We start from the raw sequence: 15776 nt of genomic DNA, 5'->3' as shown, positions 1-15776 counted from the left end.
CCGATGATAGTGCGGATTCCCGTGTGAAAGTAGGTAATCGTCAGGCTCCCTAAGCCAGAAACCCCCGCCCGAAAGGCGGGGGTTTTTGCATTTCGGCGACGGAAATGCGCGAGTGATCGAGATCGGTGGCCAGGACGCTGCTCGAGCTGGGGCCGGGGTGCCGATTCTCCAGGATCGCCTCTGCGAGACTGACGCCTTCCCCATTACACTTGGAACCTCTTCCACAACCGCCGCCGGCACGATTCTCCCGAGTGCGGCATGGTGAGTTATACCGCTTCCTGCTGCCTCACGAGTCAGATCGTGATCCGCAAGATCGGAAAGAACCTGCCCGGGACGACGCTCGATTCCTTTTCGCCGATTTTTTCAGCCCCGATCGTCAGATAGAACGGAACCGCATTGGGATCGGCTTCGATCACAAAGCTCCTGATCCCTCTCAAAGCGCTTTCCTTGCGGACCGCTTCCCACAGCGCACGGGCGATACCCCGGCCCATGTGGTCGGGATGGACGAATAGCCATCCGGGTGTCGGGCGATCCGATTCCGACGACGCCCTGACCCAGAATCCGATGATTGCCTCCGCGGATTCCGCGACGTAACCGATCGACCCATCGATCGTTTCCGGTGCAATCGTGAGATCGCCCTGCCACAAGTCGAGCCAGTCCTTCGGATAGCCCCAGTGTGCCTTCGAAATGCGAGCCAGACGCGTGAGTTCGCCCGCGTCCGCGGTACGGGCAGCACGTACGGTAAATGGTTTGTGCATTCGTCTCCTGTCATGGTCGACACCTTCGTCGAGGTATCGTCTGGCTCGCATCGACTCAAACAACTCCGGATTCGCAGCTTGCCGACTCGAAGGGAGGCGAGCTCGATGCGACTACATGACCTGCGATGCATGCCCGGCGACGATGCGCCAGCGCGTGCCCGATCGACGCCACAGCCGAGTATAGGCAAACACGCCGTCGAATGCCGTGCCGTCGAAATGGCCGGCGAGCGTCGCCTTCGTTGTGGTCAGGATCATCTCGCCGATCGCGCAGGCGCGCGTTTCTTGCACCTCGAGCTTGTCGAGACGCAGCAGATTCTCGCGATGCGCGGCCAGGTCGTCTTCCTTCGAGATGACCTGGCCGGTCGGAGCGGTGAACACCAGGTCGTCGTCCAGCAACGCTTCGAGTGCTTCGACATCGTTGGCCAGCATTGCGGCGCGAAGCGCGGCTTCGCTGGGTTCGATGACTGTACGGATTGCATCCATTTCCGGGCCTCGTATCGTCTCTGAAAGTTTGTGGTTTCGCTCATATCGACCAGCCACGACAGCAGGCAACATACCGCACCAACGGATACCGCTTACCGCGTGGCCGACAACGATTGACGCCGGACCAGCATCACCACGCAGATGCCGATCGACGCAACGACGTTGACGGCCGGATAGAATGCGACCGCGATACCCCACGTGCTCAATGCCAGCAGTGCCAATGCGTACTTGAGCACGCACAGCGCGAAATACGCGAGGCTCTCGCTCCACGGATCGCGGATCGTCTTGCGGACGGTGGGACCGAGGCCGGCAAGCTCGATCAGCGTCACCAGACAGACCGAGATCGTCGGATCGTCAGTCAGCATCCAAAGCGGAATGGCCGACAGGGCCGCGACCAGGAAAAACCAGTCGACGCGCGTCCAGCCGCGTTCGCCGCGAAACACGCTGGCGACCAGCGTCAGAAAGCATGTCACCGCAATCGCCGCCGTGCACCACGCGGACGGCCCGGCACCCGCGACGAACTGGCCGGCAGCCGCGGTCGCCGTGACGACCGACCACACGAGCCATGTGAACAGATGCGGACGAACGGTGCGCCGGTAGATCGCGAGCGCGTACGGGATTGCCGCCAGCAACGACACGGCCGTTCCGACGACGCCGAAGATTGAAGCGGCACCCTGATCGACATTCCCCATCGAACGCATCCTTGTTCGCACCGTCCGACCAGTATGTGGTCGGACGGGCCGCGGCGCAATGTCGTGCCGGCCAGGCGTCGCATCGGGTGTCACGTTGCATCGCACCGGAAAGCCGATGAGGTCGCACGCAAACAAACGGCACCGGGATCGTGCCGTGGCAGGAAAACCCACTGCACGCGCGCAGGATGAATAGAAATAACCTCTTCAATGAGAAGAAAAACTGTTCTTTCAAATCGCTTTTTGATGATCGACATTTTGTTGACCGGACGACTGCGGCGATTCACTGCGGTCATGAGCATCGGCTGCGCCCGCTGGCGTCTTTCGTCGGGCCGAGTTCAGGCGGAGAACAACGCACAAACGCCTGGTCGTCAAAACGGAGTCTTGAATGAACCCAACTTCAGCAGAAAACCATCAGCACGCGGACTGGAGACGTCTCGCGGCGCAAGTCGAGCCGAGAACGCTCGCGCATATCGGTGGCCGCAGCGTGCCGGCCCGAAGCGGCCGGACGTTTGCCGCAATCAATCCGGCTACCGAGGCCGTCATCGCGGAAGTTGCGTCGTGCGATACCGCGGACGTCGACGATGCGGTGCGTGCCGCGCGTCACGCGTTCGAATCCGGCGTCTGGTCGCGCTGCGCACCGGCGGAGCGCAAGCGTGTGCTCTGCCGGCTCGGCGAGCTCATCGCATCGCACGGTGCGGAGCTCGCACTGCTCGACTCGCTCAACATGGGCAAGCGCGTGGCGGACGCGTTCAGCATCGACGTGCCGGCTGCAGGAGGGCTGTTCAGCTGGTACGGCGAAGCCGTCGACAAGTTGCACGGCGAAGTTGCGTCGACCGACCCCGGCAACTTCGCGGTCGTCACGCGCGAACCGCTCGGCGTCGTCGGTGCGGTGGTGCCGTGGAATTTCCCGCTCGACATGGTCGCGTGGAAAGTGGCGCCGGCGCTGGCGGCCGGCAACAGCGTCGTGCTGAAGCCGGCGGAACAATCGCCCCTGTCCGCATTGCGTCTCGCCGAGCTGGCGCTCGAGGCCGGCCTGCCGCCGGGTGTGCTGAACGTCGTGCCGGGCTATGGCGAAACCGCAGGGCGGGCGCTCGGGCTGCATCCCGACGTCGACGTGCTCGCATTCACGGGCTCGACGGCCGTCGGCAAGAAATTCCTCGAGTACGCCGCACAGTCGAACATGAAGCAGGTGTGGCTCGAGTGCGGCGGCAAGAGCCCGAACCTGGTCTTCGACGATACGGACGATCTCGATCTTGCCGCACGCAAGGCGTGCTTCGGCATCTTCTTCAACCAGGGCGAGGTGTGTTCCGCGAACTCGCGGCTGCTGGTCCAGCGTTCGATTCACGATGCGTTCGTCGACCGTCTGATTGCGCATGCCGCTGCGTTCATGCCGGGCGATCCGCTCGATCCGGCGAGCGGCATGGGGGCCATCGTCGACGAGCCGCAGCATCGGCGCGTGCGCGACTGGATCGCACGCGGCCGCGACAGCGCGACGCTCGCGATCGGCGGAGGCGCGCCGCGGGTCGACGGCAAGGGCTACTTCATCGAGCCGACGATCTTCATCGACGTGAAGCACGACGACGTCATCGCGCGCGAGGAGATCTTCGGGCCGGTGTTGTCGGTGATGGCATTCGACACCGAGGACGAGGCCATCCGGCTCGCGAACGACTCGATCTATGGCCTTGCCGCGTCGGTCTGGACCGGCAGCCTGTCACGCGCACACCGTGTGTCGGGCCGGCTGCGCGCCGGCACGGTGTCCGTCAACACGGTCGATGCGTTGAGCGCGCAGACGCCGTTCGGCGGGTTCCGCCAGTCCGGCTTCGGCCGCGATCTTTCGCTGCATGCGATCGACAAGTACACGGGCCTCAAGACGACCTGGATCAGTTACTGATTCGACGCGGCGGGCCGCAAGCGGCCGCGCCGCGCAACACGACAACGCCTTTATCCACACAACGAACCGGAGACTCGCCCATGAATGCGCCCAACTTTCCGCATCGTACGACGCAGGACTATCAACGCAGCGACGCCGCGCATCACCTGCATGCGTTCGTCGACCAGAAGGCTCTGAACGAGGAAGGCGCGCGCGTGATGGTACGCGGCGAAGGTGTCCATCTATGGGACAACGACGGCAACCGCTACCTGGACGGCATGTCGGGGCTCTGGTGCACCAACGTCGGCTATGGTCGGCCGGAGCTGATCGCCGCCGCCGCGCGGCAGATGAAGGAGCTGTCCTACTACAACATGTTCTTTCACACCACGCACCCGTCGGTGATCGAACTGTCGGAACGTCTGTTCGCGCTGCTCGGCAATCGCTTCAGTCACGTGGTGTATACCAATTCGGGTTCCGAATCGAATGAGGTGCTGATTCGCACCGTACGGCGGTTCTGGGACGTGATGGGCAAGCCCGCGAAGAAGGTGCTGATCGGTCGCGTGAACGGCTATCACGGGTCGACGGTGGGCAGCGCGTCGCTGGGCGGCATGGCATTCATGCACGAAATGGGCGACCTGCCGATTCCGAACATCGCGCACGTGGACGAACCGTACTGGTATGCGAATGGCGGCGACCTGAGCCCCGAGGCATTCGGCAAACAGGCGGCGCTGTCGCTCGAGCGCAAGATTCTCGAGATCGGCGCGGACCGTGTCGCCGCGTTCGTCGCGGAGCCGTTCCAGGGGGCGGGCGGGATGATCTTTCCGCCGGACGGCTACTGGCAGGAGATCGAGCGCATCTGCCGTCAATACGACGTGCTGCTCTGCGCGGACGAAGTGATCGGCGGCTTCGGCCGTACCGGCGAGTGGTTCGCGCACCGCCACTTCGGCTTCGAACCTGACCTGATCTGCGTGGCCAAGGGGCTGACCTCGGGCTACGTGCCGATGGGCGGGCTGATCATGAGCCGGCGCGTGGGCGATGCGCTGGTCGACAAGGGCGGCGTCTATGCGCACGGGCTGACCTATTCGGGGCACCCGGTCGCGGCCGCCGTCGCGCTGGCCAACCTCGACGTGCTCGAGCGCGAAGGCCTCGTCGAACGGACGAAGACGGACACGGGACCGTATCTGCAGAAGGCGCTGCGCGATGCGTTCGACGGCCATCCGCTCGTCGGCGAGATTCAGGGCGCGGGCGCGGTCGGCGCGATCCAGTTCGCGAAGAACAAGGCGACGCGCGAGCGCTTTGCAAACGAGGCGGACCTGACCTGGCACAGCCGGACGGTCGGGTTCGAACTCGGTGCGATCGTGCGTTCGACGAATGGCCGCCTGATCGTTGCGCCGCCGCTGGTGATCGATCACGCGCAAATCGATGAACTGGTCGACACGATGCGCAAGGCCGTGGATGCCACCGCGCGGGAAGTGCTCGGGATTGACTGCTGACCGTCGAGCGACGCGCTTCCGTCCGGAAACAGACGGGCGGAAGCGCACCGAACCACGGGTTCCGCTCCGGAGGCGGGCCGGATTCGCGCATCCACAGGAGCGGCTGGCCGACGCGTTGAGAATTGAGTGCCGCAGGCGGCAGTCATGTAAAGCGATGCGCTATCGACCACCTATTGATCAGGAATGCAAATAAGAAGAATGAGTTCGTTGCAGAACCCACTCTTCACGTGCACCTGGCATTCAGGGCCACCCTCCAGCCGCCGAACCCGCGAACACCACAACATAAACAAGGAGACGAAATGAGTCAGGGCGAGTCCATTGCTCATCTCGAGGAAAGCACCATCCAGCCGATTCCGCTGACCGAGCGCCACGGCAGCGCGAAGGACCTGTTCACGATCTGGTTCGGATCGAACATCATGATGCTGACGATCGTCACCGGATCGCTCGCGACCACGGTGTTCAAGCAGCCGTTCTGGTGGGCGGCGCTCGCCACGCTCGTCGGCAGCCTGATCGGCGCGGTCTTCATGGCGCTGCATTCCGCGCAGGGGCCGCAGCTTGGCGTGCCGCAGATGATCCAGACCCGCGGGCAGTTCGGGTCGTTCGGCGCGCTGCTGGTGGTCGCGCTGGTCGTCGTGATGTACGTCGGCTTCTTCGCATCGAACTGCGTGTTCGGCGGGCAGGCGCTGCACAGCCTGGACGCCGGCATTCCGCTCGATGCGGGCGTCGTGACGATCGGCCTGATCAGCCTGCTCGGGTCGATCTATGGCTACAAGCTGATACACGCGTATGCGCGGCTGCTGAGCTGGTGCTCGGGCAGCGTACTCGTGCTGGCGTTCGTCTGGATCATTTTCGTGCATGGATTGCCCGTCGATACCTTCTCGAAGCATTCGCTGAACCTGTCCGGCTTCCTCGGCGCGATGTCGGTCGCCGCGCTGTGGCAGATCGCTTATGCGCCTTACGTGTCGGACTATTCGCGCTACCTGCCTCCCGATACCGGGCCGCGCACGGCGTTCTGGTCGAGTTACTGGGGCTGCGTGCTCGGTTCGTTCTTCCCGATGCTGCTTGGCTGCCTGGTGGGCCTTGCGACGCCCGACGGCAATGTCGTGAGCGGCCTCACGGGCCTCACGCAAGGGATCAGCGTTCTCGTGATCGTCGTGCTGTCGTTCGGCATCGCGGCCAGCAATGCGATGGAGCTGTATTGCGGCGCGCTGTCGGCTATCACGGTGCTGCAGACGCTCTTTCCGTCGTGGTCGGGCAAGGCGCGTGCGCGGGCGATCACCGCGATCGTCCTGTGCGCGATTGCGCTCGCGATCGCGTTGTTCGGGCAGGATAATTTCCTCGCCGGCTACACGAACTTCATCCTGCTGCTGCTGTACGTGCTCGTGCCGTGGACCGCGATCAACCTCGTCGACTACTACCTCGTCTGTCACGGCGAGTACGACGTCGATTCGTTCTTCCGGCAGGACGGCGGCATCTACGGACGCTTCAACACGATCGCCGTCGGCTCGTATTTCATCGGCATCGTCGCGCAGGCACCGTTCATGGCGACCGATCTCTATACCGGCGAACTGGCGAGCCGGCTCGGCGGTGCGGACGTGTCGTGGATCGTCGGTTTGTCGCTGACGTCGCTCGTCTACTACGCAGGCTGCAAACTGTTCTCGCGGCCGCTGCGGGATATCGCCGTGCGCGTCGACGGCGTTTCCCGCTGAGTGCGCGTCACGTCACGGCCTGAATGTCCGCAGGCGCTCGGCGTGGGCTTCGAGCCCGTCGAGGCCGAGATAGTGGTGGAGCTTGCCGGCGCGGACCCGGGCGATGTCGGTCTCGAGTTCGTGCAGCAGCGTCGCGATCGCCGAACGGCAGGCAGACGCCGCATCGACGCCTTGGGCCGACAGTGCGGCGCCGATCAGGCGCGCGCTGTCGGTGCCGCCGGCGGCGACGCAGCGCGCCATCGCGTCGGCATCCGGCTGCACGCCGGCGTCGAGCAGCGCGCGAATCAGTGCGGGCGGCACCGTGCCGGACACGGACTCCAGCGAATCCGGCGCGACCGGTGCGCCGGATTCGAGCAATGCACTCGCGGCGGCAAATTTCTGTCGCCGCAGCGCATAGTCTGCCGGGTTCGAACTGCCGGCGAGTGCCGCGCCGAGATTCGCGATGAGCGGTACCAGTTGCACGGTGAGCGCTGCGTCGTCGTGGTCGATCGCATGTCGCAACGCGTGGCGCGCGAGCGCTGGTTGGGCGGCGAGCGTGCCGTCGGCGAGCGGTGTGCGCCAGTCGATCACGGCCCGGCGATAAAACGCGATGACCTTGTCTCCCAGCGATGCCGACAGGCCATGCTCGGCCTGGCGTTCGTCGATATAGTCGAGCAACGTCGCGCCGGTGCCGTTTTCACCGCCGGGTTCCAGCGGGTCCGCATTGAGCTGCAGGGCGCCGAATGCCGCGTACAGGTCCGGCGCGACCGTCGCGAGGCCGTCCTCGTGCATCGCGCCGCGCCACGCGGGCGGCAGCCCCTGTTTCCACGCGAGCACGTGGCCGCGATCCTTCGCATCGGGGTCCGTCACGATGTAGATGCGGTCGCAGTACTCGAATCCGCCGAACGGCAACACGTCGAGCCTGCCGCTCCACGGGCGTGAATGCTCGTCGGCGGCTTCCTCGGCCAGTTCGAGTTCGTGGTCGATCCAGCCTTCCAGGTCGCGGTAGCCGTTGCTGCCGTTGTAGAACAGCTCCCCCCAGCTGATGGCTTCGATGTGTCCGTTCATCTCCAGCGTCAGGTCGTAGTCGAGGCTGCCGCCGGCCGTCGTGCGCCACAGTTCGAGCAGTGCGGGCGGAAGGTCGCCGTGGCAGCGGGCCTGCACGGCCGCGATCTGGTCGGCCGGCATCGGCGGCTGAGCGTCGAAGATCACGCGGTCGGCAAACAGCACGATGCCGTGCGCGCGCAGTTCAGCCAGTTCAGTGTCGGAAAAGTCGGTGGCTTGCATCGGAGCGGGAGCGGTAGTGGTGGGTCGTGTCTTCGCCGTCGCTTGCCGACAACCATCGACAACCATCGACAACCATCGACAACGAACGGCAGCTGGCAGGTCGCATCGTATCAGCGTCGAGTGAGCGTTTCCATGTCGGCCTTGCACGCCTGTCGACGACCGCCTGCCGCGTCATCTGTTGGCACTTCCCGGTTCCGCCTCGGCCGCATGCACGTCCCGACGGAACGCGCCGGGGCTCGTGCCCGTCCATTTCCGGAACGCGCGATGAAACGCGCTCGGCTCGGTGAAGCCGAGCTCGACCGCGATCTCCGCGACGCTGAGCGTGTGCCCGCGCAGCAGCGACTGGGCGAGCGCGCCGCGCAACTCGTCCTTGATTGCCGCGAAGCTTTGCCCTTCGCTGCGCAGACGCCGCCGCAGCGTCGCGGGCGTCGTGCCGACGCGCACGGCCAGCGTATCGAAGTCGGGCCACTCGGCGGCCGGCAGCATCTTCAGCTGCGCGCGCGTTTTCGCGACCCAGCCCGTATCGTGCCGGTAGCGCACGAGCAGGTTGCCGGGCGCGCCGCGCAGGAAGGTCTTCAGCGCCTGCTCGGAGCGGATCGTCGGCAGCGCGAGGTAGGCGGCGTTGAATGCGAGCCGGCTGTCGGGCCGGTCGAAATGCACGGGCACGCCGAAGAACTGGTGATAGTCGCTGCGCTGGTCGGGGCTCGGGCACGCGAAGTCGATGCGTTGCAGCGGGATGCGCCGGCCGATCAGCCAGCATGCGACGCCCAGGAGGATCAGCCAGAACGTCCGGTACGCGAACGCCGGGTAGGGGGCGCCCGTCTGCGTCAGCACGATTTTCGCCTGCCCGTCGGCCACGACGAGCTCGCCGTGCGGCTCGTCCAGCACCACGCGCAGGAACTGCAGCGCGCGCCGCAGCGCCTTGTCGAGCGTGCCGGCGTGCAGCACCGCGTGGCAGAGCAGCCTGAAGCTGCCGTGCCGCATCGGGCGCGCGGCGAGCCCGAAGAATTCGTCGTCGAGGGCGCCGGCGATCGCGAGCCACAGCCTGCCGTACTGCTGCGGCGTGACGGGCTCGCGCACCGCGGCCGGCAGGCCGGCGGCGCGCAGCACGGGTGCCGTCGCGATGCCTTGCCGGCGCAGGCACGCGAGCGCGTCGTCGACGAAATCCGGCGAAATCATCTGCGGCCCCATTTTCCTGCATCCTCCCGACATGGCAAAAGCGATCACGATTCTAGATTCCGTTTGTCATTGATTGCAATGTGGGGGCTGTCTACTATCGAGCTATCCCCGTCGCGCCCCTGGCTCGCCGGGGGCCATAACGCACAGGAGACACGCATGCCTGATGGAGCTACCGCCCGGGCGGTGCCGGCCTACGCCGACGCCGTGGCCCGATTCAGTATCGAGACCGCCGCGCAGCAATTGCACGGCGACCTGGAGCGCGGCCTGAACGCATGCGTGGAATGCTGCGACCGGCACGCCTCCGCGGACGCGATCGCGCTCGACTGGATCGACGCCGGCGGCCAGCACCGCCGCTACACGTTTGCGCAGATGAAGGCGCTGTCGGCACGCGTCGCGAACCTGCTGGTCGCGCAGGGCGTGAAGCCGGGCGACGTGGTGGCGGGCCTGTTGCCGCGCACGCCCGAACTCGTCGCGACGATCCTCGGCACGTGGCGCGCGGGCGCCGTCTACCAGCCGCTGTTCACCGCGTTCGGCCCGAAGGCGATCGAGCACCGGCTGCGCATGAGCGACGCGCGCCTGGTCGTGACCAACGTCGCGAATCGCGCGAAGCTCGACGAGATTGCCGCTTGCCCGACCGTTGCGATGGTGCGCGAGCCGGGCGAGACGCTGCCGGAAAACGACATCGATTTCCGTGCGGCGCTCGATGCGCAGTCCGACTCGTTCGAACCGGTGCTGCGCAAGGGATCCGACCTGTTCATGATGATGTCGACGTCGGGCACGACGGGTTTGCCGAAGGGCGTGCCGGTTCCGCTGCGCGCGCTGCTCGCGTTCGGCGCGTACATGCGCGAAGCGGTCGACCTGCGTGCGGGCGACCGGTTCTGGAACATCGCCGATCCGGGCTGGGCATACGGGCTCTATTACGCGATCACGGGCCCGCTGATGCTCGGCCACGCGACGACGCTCTACGAGGGCAGCTTCACGGTCGACAGCACGTACGACGTGATCGAACGGCTCGGGATCACGAGCCTCGCCGGCTCGCCGACTGCGTTCCGGATGCTGATGGCGGCCGGGACGGAAGCGGCGGCGCGGCTGAAGGGCAAGCTGCGCGTGGTCAGCAGCGCGGGCGAGCCGCTGAATCCGGAAGTCGTGCGCTGGTTCGACGCGGCGCTCGGCGCGCCGATCTACGATCACTACGGCCAGACTGAACTCGGGATGGTCGTGAACAACCACCACGGCCTCGCGCATGCCGTCCACGCCGGTTCGGCCGGCTTCGCGATGCCCGGCTACCGCGTCGCGGTGCTCGACGAAGCGAGCCGCGAACTCGGCCCCGGCGAGCCCGGCAACCTCGCGATCGACATCGCGCGCTCGCCGCTGCTGTGGTTCCACGGCTACTGGCAGCAGGACACGCCGGCGATCGCGGGCGGCTATTACCGGACCGGCGACAACGTCGAGCTCGAGCCGGACGGCACCGTGAGCTTCATCGGCCGCGCGGACGACGTGATCACGTCGTCCGGCTACCGGATCGGCCCGTTCGACGTGGAAAGCGCGCTGATCGAGCATCCGGCCGTGAGCGAGGCCGCCGTCATCGGCGTGCCCGATGCGGAGCGCACGGAGATCGTCAAGGCGTTCGTCGTGCTGTCGAACGACTTCGACGGCACGCCGGCACTGGCCGAGGAACTGAGCCAGCACGTGAAGCGGCGGCTGTCCGCGCACGCCTATCCCCGCGCGATCGACTTCGTCGACGCGCTGCCCAAAACCCCGAGCGGCAAGATCCAGCGCTTCGTGTTGCGCAAGATGGAAGCCGACAAGGCCGCTCAACCCTGAACACACACTGTACGGATTGCGAATGGATATCAAGGATCGCGTTTTTCTGATCACGGGCGCCGGGTCGGGCCTCGGCGCCGCGGTGGCGCGCATGGTGGTCGCGGAAGGCGGCAAGGCCGTGCTGCTGGACGTCAACGAAGAGGCCGGTGCGGGCCTCGCGCACGCGCTCGGCGAGGCTGCACGCTTCGTGAAGACCGACGTGACGAGCGAAGCCGACGGCCAGGCGGCCATCGCCGCCGCGCGTGACGCGTTCGGCCGCATCGACGCGCTCGTCAACTGCGCGGGCGTCGCGCCGGGCGAGAAGGTGGTGGGCCGCGATGGTCCGCATTCGCTCGACCGTTTTGCGCGCGCGGTGTCGATCAATCTGGTCGGTACGTTCAACATGATCCGGCTGGCCGCCGAAGCGATGTCGAAGCAGGACGCCAATGCGGAAGGCGAGCGCGGCGTGATCGTCAACACCGCATCGGTCGCGGCGTTCGACGGGCAGATCGGGCAGGCCGCGTATGCGGCATCGAAGAGCGGTGTCGTGGGCATGACGCTGCCGATCGCGCGCGAGCTCGCGCGGTTCGGCATTCGCGTGGTGACGGTCGCGCCGGGCATCTTCGCGACGCCGATGATGGCCGGCATGCCGCAGGACGTGCAGGACGCGCTCGGCAAGAGCGTGCCGTTCCCGCCGCGGCTCGGCCGCCCGGAAGAATTTGCGGCGCTGGTGCGCCACATCGCCGAAAACACGATGCTGAACGGCGAAGTCATCCGTCTCGATGGCGCGTTGCGCATGGCACCGCGCTGACACTGGAGGAAGCGAATCATGACGACTCAGGATCCGATCGTAATCGTTGGTACGGCGCGTACGCCGATGGGTGGTTTTCAGGGCGACCTGGCGGCAGCCAGCGCGAGCGACCTCGGCGCGGTGGCGATTCGCGCGGCGCTCGAGCGCGCGAACGTGCCGGCCGAGCGTATCGATGAAATCGTGTTCGGCTGCGTGCTGCCGGCGGGCCAGGGCCAGGCACCGGCGCGGCAGGCCGCGCTGAAGGCCGGACTGCCACTCGGGGCAGGCGCGACCACGGTCAACAAGATGTGCGGCTCGGGGATGAAGGCCGCGATGTTCGCGCACGACCTGTTGCTGGCGGGCTCGGCGGGTGTCGCCGTCGCGGGCGGGATGGAGAGCATGACGAACGCGCCGTACCTGCTGCCGAAGGCGCGCGCGGGGATGCGGATGGGCCACGGGCAGGTGCTCGACCACATGTTCCTCGACGGGCTCGAGGACGCGTACGAGAAGGGCCGCCTGATGGGCACGTTCGCGGAGGATTGTGCGCAGGCGTACCAGTTCACGCGCGACGCACAGGATGCGTTCGCGATCGCGTCGCTGACGCGCGCGCAACGCGCGATCGCCGAAGGGCATTTCGTGTCGGAGATCGCGCCGGTGACCGTGAAGGCCGGCAAGTCCGAAACCGTCGTGTCGATCGACGAACAGCCGGGCAAGGCGAAACTCGACAAGATCCCGACGCTGAAGCCGGCCTTCCGCGACGGCGGCACGGTGACGGCCGCCAATGCGTCGTCGATCTCGGACGGCGCGGCCGCGCTCGTGATGATGCGCCGCTCGGAAGCCGAGCGCCTGGGCCTCACGCCGAAGGCCGTGATCGTCGGGCATTCGACCTACGCGGACAAGCCGGGCCTGTTCGCGACCGCGCCGATCGGCGCACTGCGCAAGCTGTCGGAGAAAACCGGCTGGAACCTGCGCGACGTCGACCTGTTCGAGATCAACGAAGCGTTCGCGGTGGTACCGATGGCCGCGATGCGCGATCTCGACCTGCCGCACGAGAAGGTCAACGTGCACGGCGGCGCGTGCGCGCTCGGCCATCCGATCGGTGCGTCGGGTGCGCGCGTGATGGTGACGCTGCTGGCCGCGCTCGAGACGTATGGCCTGAAGCGCGGCATCGCATCGCTGTGCATCGGCGGCGGCGAGGCGACGGCGATCGCGATCGAGCGCGTCGCTTGACGCGTAGCACGCACGTAACGACGCATACGCGCGATACGGCACGCTGACCGTATCGTGCTACGGGCGAAGGGCATCGCGCAGGCCTCCCTGCGCGTTGACCTTCGCCCGCTTCGTTTTCAGTGAATGGCGATTCGCGTTGCGCTACGCCTTCGCGTGCGGCGACACCGCCCCGCACGCACGAATCACGAGCTGCACGACCTGCTCGGTCTGCTCGTCGAACGCCTTCTGCGTGAACGCACGCTTGCCGCTCAGCGCGCGGATCTGCGCATCGAAATCCGCGTAGTGCTGTGTGGTTGCCCAGATCAGGTACATCAGCGCGTGCGCGTCGATCGGCGCGAGCAGCCCGCGCGCGATCCAGCCGTCGATCACCTTCACGCGCGTGTCGAACCACGGCTTCACGCGTTGCGACAGGATGTCCTGCATGTGCTCCGCGCCATGGATGATCTCGTTGGCCCAGACCTTCGAGCCGAGCGGGCGCCGTCGCGACAGATCCATCTTCGCGCGCACGTAGCCGCCGATCGCTTCCACTGGATCGTCGCCGGCCTCGAACGTGCCGGCCGCGCGATGCCAGTCCTCGAACAGGTCGTCGAGCACGCGGCGGTAGAGCGCGAGCTTCGTCGGGAAGTAGTAATGCAGGTTGGCTTTCGGCAAGCCCGCGCGCTCCGCGATCATCGCGGTGCTCGCGCCGTCGAGCCCACGCTCCGCGAACACGGCCTCCGCACACGCGAGCAGATGCGCTTCGTTGGACTCGCGGATGTGTGCCTTGCGTCGCCGCAAAGGCGCGGACGTTTCGTCGCTGTCGGTCGCTTCGGCTGCCGCCTCGTCATGTCTCATCGTTACCCTCGCGCGGCGGGCATGCCGCGTTGGGCTTCATTCTAGCCGCTGATCCGCGTCGAACGCACGCATGCGGAAACGGCGCATCCGCAGCGATGCTGCGTTGCGATGGCACGTTTCTCGCTCTATCGATCCACGAAAGAAAGACATTGCTTTGGTCATTTTGATCGTCTAAAACCTGTCCAATCGGACAGGATTCGACGAGCGGCGGAAGGCAGTTCCGGCGATTCGTCGGACGAACTTCGCGCACGACCGGACATGCACCGCGCATGGGCGGGATTGCCCCGAAACAGGTATTGCACGCACCGGCACAGACCGGGCTGACGACATCACCGACCCCACAGGAGCGATACGAATGAACGCGGTATCGGAAACAGTGAAGCGGGCAGCTTTCGACACGTCGATCAAGGTCGACGGCAAGCGGTTGTGGGACAGCCTGATGGAAGTCGCGAAGATCGGCGCGACGCCGAAGGGCGGCGTGTGCCGCCTCGCGCTGACCGATCTCGACAAGGCCGGCCGCGACCTGATCGTCGGCTGGGCGAAGGCCGCCGGCTGCACGGTGACGGTCGATACGATGGGCAACGTGTTCATGCGCCGCGCGGGCCGCGTGGCCGATGCTGCGCCGGTCGTTACCGGCTCGCACGCGGATTCGCAGCCGACGGGTGGCCGTTTCGACGGCATCTACGGCGTGCTCGGCGGCCTCGAGGTGATTCGCAGTCTCAACGATCACGGCATCGAGACCGAGCATCCGGTCGAGGTCGTGATCTGGACCAACGAGGAAGGCTCGCGCTTCGCGCCCGCGATGGTCGCATCCGGCGTATTCGCGGGCGTTTTCCCGCTCGAATACGGGCTGTCGCGCAAGGACGTGGACGGCAAGACGATCGGCGAGGAACTGGCGCGCATCGGCTACGCGGGCGACGTGCCGTGCGGCGGGCGCAAGCTGCACGCGGCGTTCGAACTGCATATCGAGCAGGGGCCGATACTCGAAGCGGAGTGCAAGACGATCGGCGTCGTGACCGACGCGCAGGGGCAGCGCTGGTACGAGATCACGTTCACCGGCCAGGAAGCGCATGCGGGGCCGACGCCGATGCCGCGCCGGCGCGATGCGCTGCTCGGTGCGTCGCGCGTGGTCGATCTGGTCAACCGGATCGGCCTCGATCATGCGCCGTTCGGCTGCGCGACGGTCGGCATGATGCAGGTCTACCCGAACTCGCGCAACGTGATTCCCGGACGCGTGTTCTTCACCGTCGATTTCCGTCATCCGGACGACGCGGTGCTCGCGAAGATGGATGCTGCATTGCGCGACGGTGTGGCGCGCATCGCGGCCGACATCGGGCTCGAGACCCAGCTCGAGCAGATTTTCTATTACAAGCCGGTCGCGTTCGACTCCGCATGCGTGGAAGCGGTGCGCGGTGCGGCCGACCGCTTCGGCTACTCGCATCGCGACATCGTATCGGGAGCGGGGCACGATGCGTGTTATCTCGCCCAGGTCGCGCCGACGTCGATGGTGTTCGTGCCGTGTGTCGACGGGATCAGCCACAACGAGATCGAGGACGCGACGCCTGCATGGATCGAGGCCGGCGCGAACGTGCTGCTGCACGCGATGCTGTCGCGCGCATGCGAGCCGGCTTCATGACGCAAGGACCGTAGCAGCCGGCAGGCTGCGTAC

At 66.3% G+C, this 15776-nt stretch carries 14 protein-coding genes; 7 read left to right on the top strand and 7 right to left on the bottom strand.

Features of this window, described 5'->3' with window-relative positions; genetic code table 11:
- Positions 1-293: 293 nt before the first annotated feature.
- From ACTJLD_RS32920 to ACTJLD_RS32905, 4 genes are all read right to left on the bottom strand, one after another.
- Complete coding sequence (locus tag ACTJLD_RS32920) at positions 294-758, bottom strand: GNAT family N-acetyltransferase (protein ID WP_440660757.1); 465 nt, start codon at positions 756-758, stop codon at positions 294-296.
- A 111-nt stretch (positions 759-869) separates the two neighbouring features.
- Complete coding sequence (locus ACTJLD_RS32915) at positions 870-1241, bottom strand: nuclear transport factor 2 family protein (RefSeq protein ID WP_440660774.1); 372 nt, start codon at positions 1239-1241, stop codon at positions 870-872.
- A gap of 92 nt (positions 1242-1333) precedes the next feature.
- Positions 1334-1933, bottom strand: coding sequence for a hypothetical protein (locus ACTJLD_RS32910; protein ID WP_440660755.1), 600 nt, complete (start codon positions 1931-1933; stop codon positions 1334-1336).
- Between the two features lie 89 nt (positions 1934-2022).
- A complete protein-coding gene (locus tag ACTJLD_RS32905) occupies positions 2023-2226 on the bottom strand; it encodes a hypothetical protein (protein WP_440660753.1) in 204 nt (67 codons plus the stop codon).
- Between the two features lie 92 nt (positions 2227-2318).
- Here ACTJLD_RS32905 and ACTJLD_RS32900 point away from each other — a divergent pair, with 92 nt between their 5' ends.
- The 3 genes from ACTJLD_RS32900 (at position 2319) to ACTJLD_RS32890 (ending at position 7005) form a co-directional block, all read left to right on the top strand.
- Positions 2319-3824, top strand: coding sequence for an aldehyde dehydrogenase (locus ACTJLD_RS32900; protein ID WP_440660751.1), 1506 nt, complete (start codon positions 2319-2321; stop codon positions 3822-3824).
- 80 nt (positions 3825-3904) lie between these two features.
- Complete coding sequence (locus ACTJLD_RS32895; RefSeq protein WP_321841330.1) at positions 3905-5296, top strand: aspartate aminotransferase family protein; 1392 nt, start codon at positions 3905-3907, stop codon at positions 5294-5296.
- A gap of 299 nt (positions 5297-5595) precedes the next feature.
- The gene (locus tag ACTJLD_RS32890) at positions 5596-7005 is read left to right on the top strand and encodes a purine-cytosine permease family protein (RefSeq protein WP_124839711.1); all 1410 of its coding nucleotides are present in this window, start codon (positions 5596-5598) and stop codon (positions 7003-7005) included.
- Positions 7006-7017: 12 nt separating this feature from the next.
- On the opposite strand, the gene ACTJLD_RS32885 is transcribed toward ACTJLD_RS32890, so the two are convergent.
- Together ACTJLD_RS32885 and ACTJLD_RS32880 are read right to left on the bottom strand one after the other, a co-directional pair.
- Positions 7018-8271 carry an SMI1/KNR4 family protein gene (locus tag ACTJLD_RS32885; RefSeq protein ID WP_334052282.1) on the bottom strand — a complete coding sequence of 418 codons (1254 nt, stop codon included), beginning with the start codon at positions 8269-8271 and terminating at the stop codon, positions 7018-7020.
- 171 nt (positions 8272-8442) lie between these two features.
- Complete coding sequence (locus ACTJLD_RS32880; RefSeq protein WP_440660748.1) at positions 8443-9462, bottom strand: AraC family transcriptional regulator; 1020 nt, start codon at positions 9460-9462, stop codon at positions 8443-8445.
- 144 nt (positions 9463-9606) lie between these two features.
- Between ACTJLD_RS32880 and ACTJLD_RS32875 the strand changes: the two genes are divergently transcribed.
- The 3 genes from ACTJLD_RS32875 to ACTJLD_RS32865 are packed head-to-tail and all read left to right on the top strand — an operon-like array spanning position 9607 to position 13273.
- Complete coding sequence (locus ACTJLD_RS32875) at positions 9607-11274, top strand: acyl-CoA synthetase (RefSeq protein ID WP_440660746.1); 1668 nt, start codon at positions 9607-9609, stop codon at positions 11272-11274.
- Between the two features lie 22 nt (positions 11275-11296).
- Complete coding sequence (locus ACTJLD_RS32870) at positions 11297-12064, top strand: 3-hydroxyacyl-CoA dehydrogenase (protein ID WP_124839707.1); 768 nt, start codon at positions 11297-11299, stop codon at positions 12062-12064.
- An 18-nt stretch (positions 12065-12082) separates the two neighbouring features.
- Positions 12083-13273 carry an acetyl-CoA C-acetyltransferase gene (locus ACTJLD_RS32865; RefSeq protein WP_027792243.1) on the top strand — a complete coding sequence of 397 codons (1191 nt, stop codon included), beginning with the start codon at positions 12083-12085 and terminating at the stop codon, positions 13271-13273.
- Positions 13274-13414: 141 nt separating this feature from the next.
- On the opposite strand, the gene ACTJLD_RS32860 is transcribed toward ACTJLD_RS32865, so the two are convergent.
- Positions 13415-14107 carry a TetR/AcrR family transcriptional regulator gene (locus tag ACTJLD_RS32860; RefSeq protein WP_059696946.1) on the bottom strand — a complete coding sequence of 231 codons (693 nt, stop codon included), beginning with the start codon at positions 14105-14107 and terminating at the stop codon, positions 13415-13417.
- A gap of 355 nt (positions 14108-14462) precedes the next feature.
- Between ACTJLD_RS32860 and ACTJLD_RS32855 the strand changes: the two genes are divergently transcribed.
- Complete coding sequence (locus ACTJLD_RS32855) at positions 14463-15743, top strand: Zn-dependent hydrolase (RefSeq protein ID WP_021156778.1); 1281 nt, start codon at positions 14463-14465, stop codon at positions 15741-15743.
- Positions 15744-15776 lie beyond the last annotated feature (33 nt).

This window comes from Burkholderia sp. 22088 (assembly GCF_052045915.1).
In the GTDB taxonomy this organism is placed as follows: domain Bacteria; phylum Pseudomonadota; class Gammaproteobacteria; order Burkholderiales; family Burkholderiaceae; genus Burkholderia; species Burkholderia cepacia.
The sequence above is the reverse complement of the archived record's forward strand: the minus strand, read 5'-3'. Positions and strand labels throughout refer to the sequence as shown.

Coding starts and splice junctions, on each gene's coding strand:
- ACTJLD_RS32920 (WP_440660757.1), bottom strand. CDS start 758: ATGCACAAACCATTTACCGTACGTGCTGCCCGTACCGCGGACGCGGGC.
- ACTJLD_RS32915 (WP_440660774.1), bottom strand. CDS start 1,241: ATGGATGCAATCCGTACAGTCATCGAACCCAGCGAAGCCGCGCTTCGC.
- ACTJLD_RS32910 (WP_440660755.1), bottom strand. CDS start 1,933: ATGGGGAATGTCGATCAGGGTGCCGCTTCAATCTTCGGCGTCGTCGGA.
- ACTJLD_RS32905 (WP_440660753.1), bottom strand. CDS start 2,226: ATGACCGCAGTGAATCGCCGCAGTCGTCCGGTCAACAAAATGTCGATC.
- ACTJLD_RS32900 (WP_440660751.1), top strand. CDS start 2,319: ATGAACCCAACTTCAGCAGAAAACCATCAGCACGCGGACTGGAGACGT.
- ACTJLD_RS32895 (WP_321841330.1), top strand. CDS start 3,905: ATGAATGCGCCCAACTTTCCGCATCGTACGACGCAGGACTATCAACGC.
- ACTJLD_RS32890 (WP_124839711.1), top strand. CDS start 5,596: ATGAGTCAGGGCGAGTCCATTGCTCATCTCGAGGAAAGCACCATCCAG.
- ACTJLD_RS32885 (WP_334052282.1), bottom strand. CDS start 8,271: ATGCAAGCCACCGACTTTTCCGACACTGAACTGGCTGAACTGCGCGCG.
- ACTJLD_RS32880 (WP_440660748.1), bottom strand. CDS start 9,462: ATGGGGCCGCAGATGATTTCGCCGGATTTCGTCGACGACGCGCTCGCG.
- ACTJLD_RS32875 (WP_440660746.1), top strand. CDS start 9,607: ATGCCTGATGGAGCTACCGCCCGGGCGGTGCCGGCCTACGCCGACGCC.
- ACTJLD_RS32870 (WP_124839707.1), top strand. CDS start 11,297: ATGGATATCAAGGATCGCGTTTTTCTGATCACGGGCGCCGGGTCGGGC.
- ACTJLD_RS32865 (WP_027792243.1), top strand. CDS start 12,083: ATGACGACTCAGGATCCGATCGTAATCGTTGGTACGGCGCGTACGCCG.
- ACTJLD_RS32860 (WP_059696946.1), bottom strand. CDS start 14,107: ATGAGACATGACGAGGCGGCAGCCGAAGCGACCGACAGCGACGAAACG.
- ACTJLD_RS32855 (WP_021156778.1), top strand. CDS start 14,463: ATGAACGCGGTATCGGAAACAGTGAAGCGGGCAGCTTTCGACACGTCG.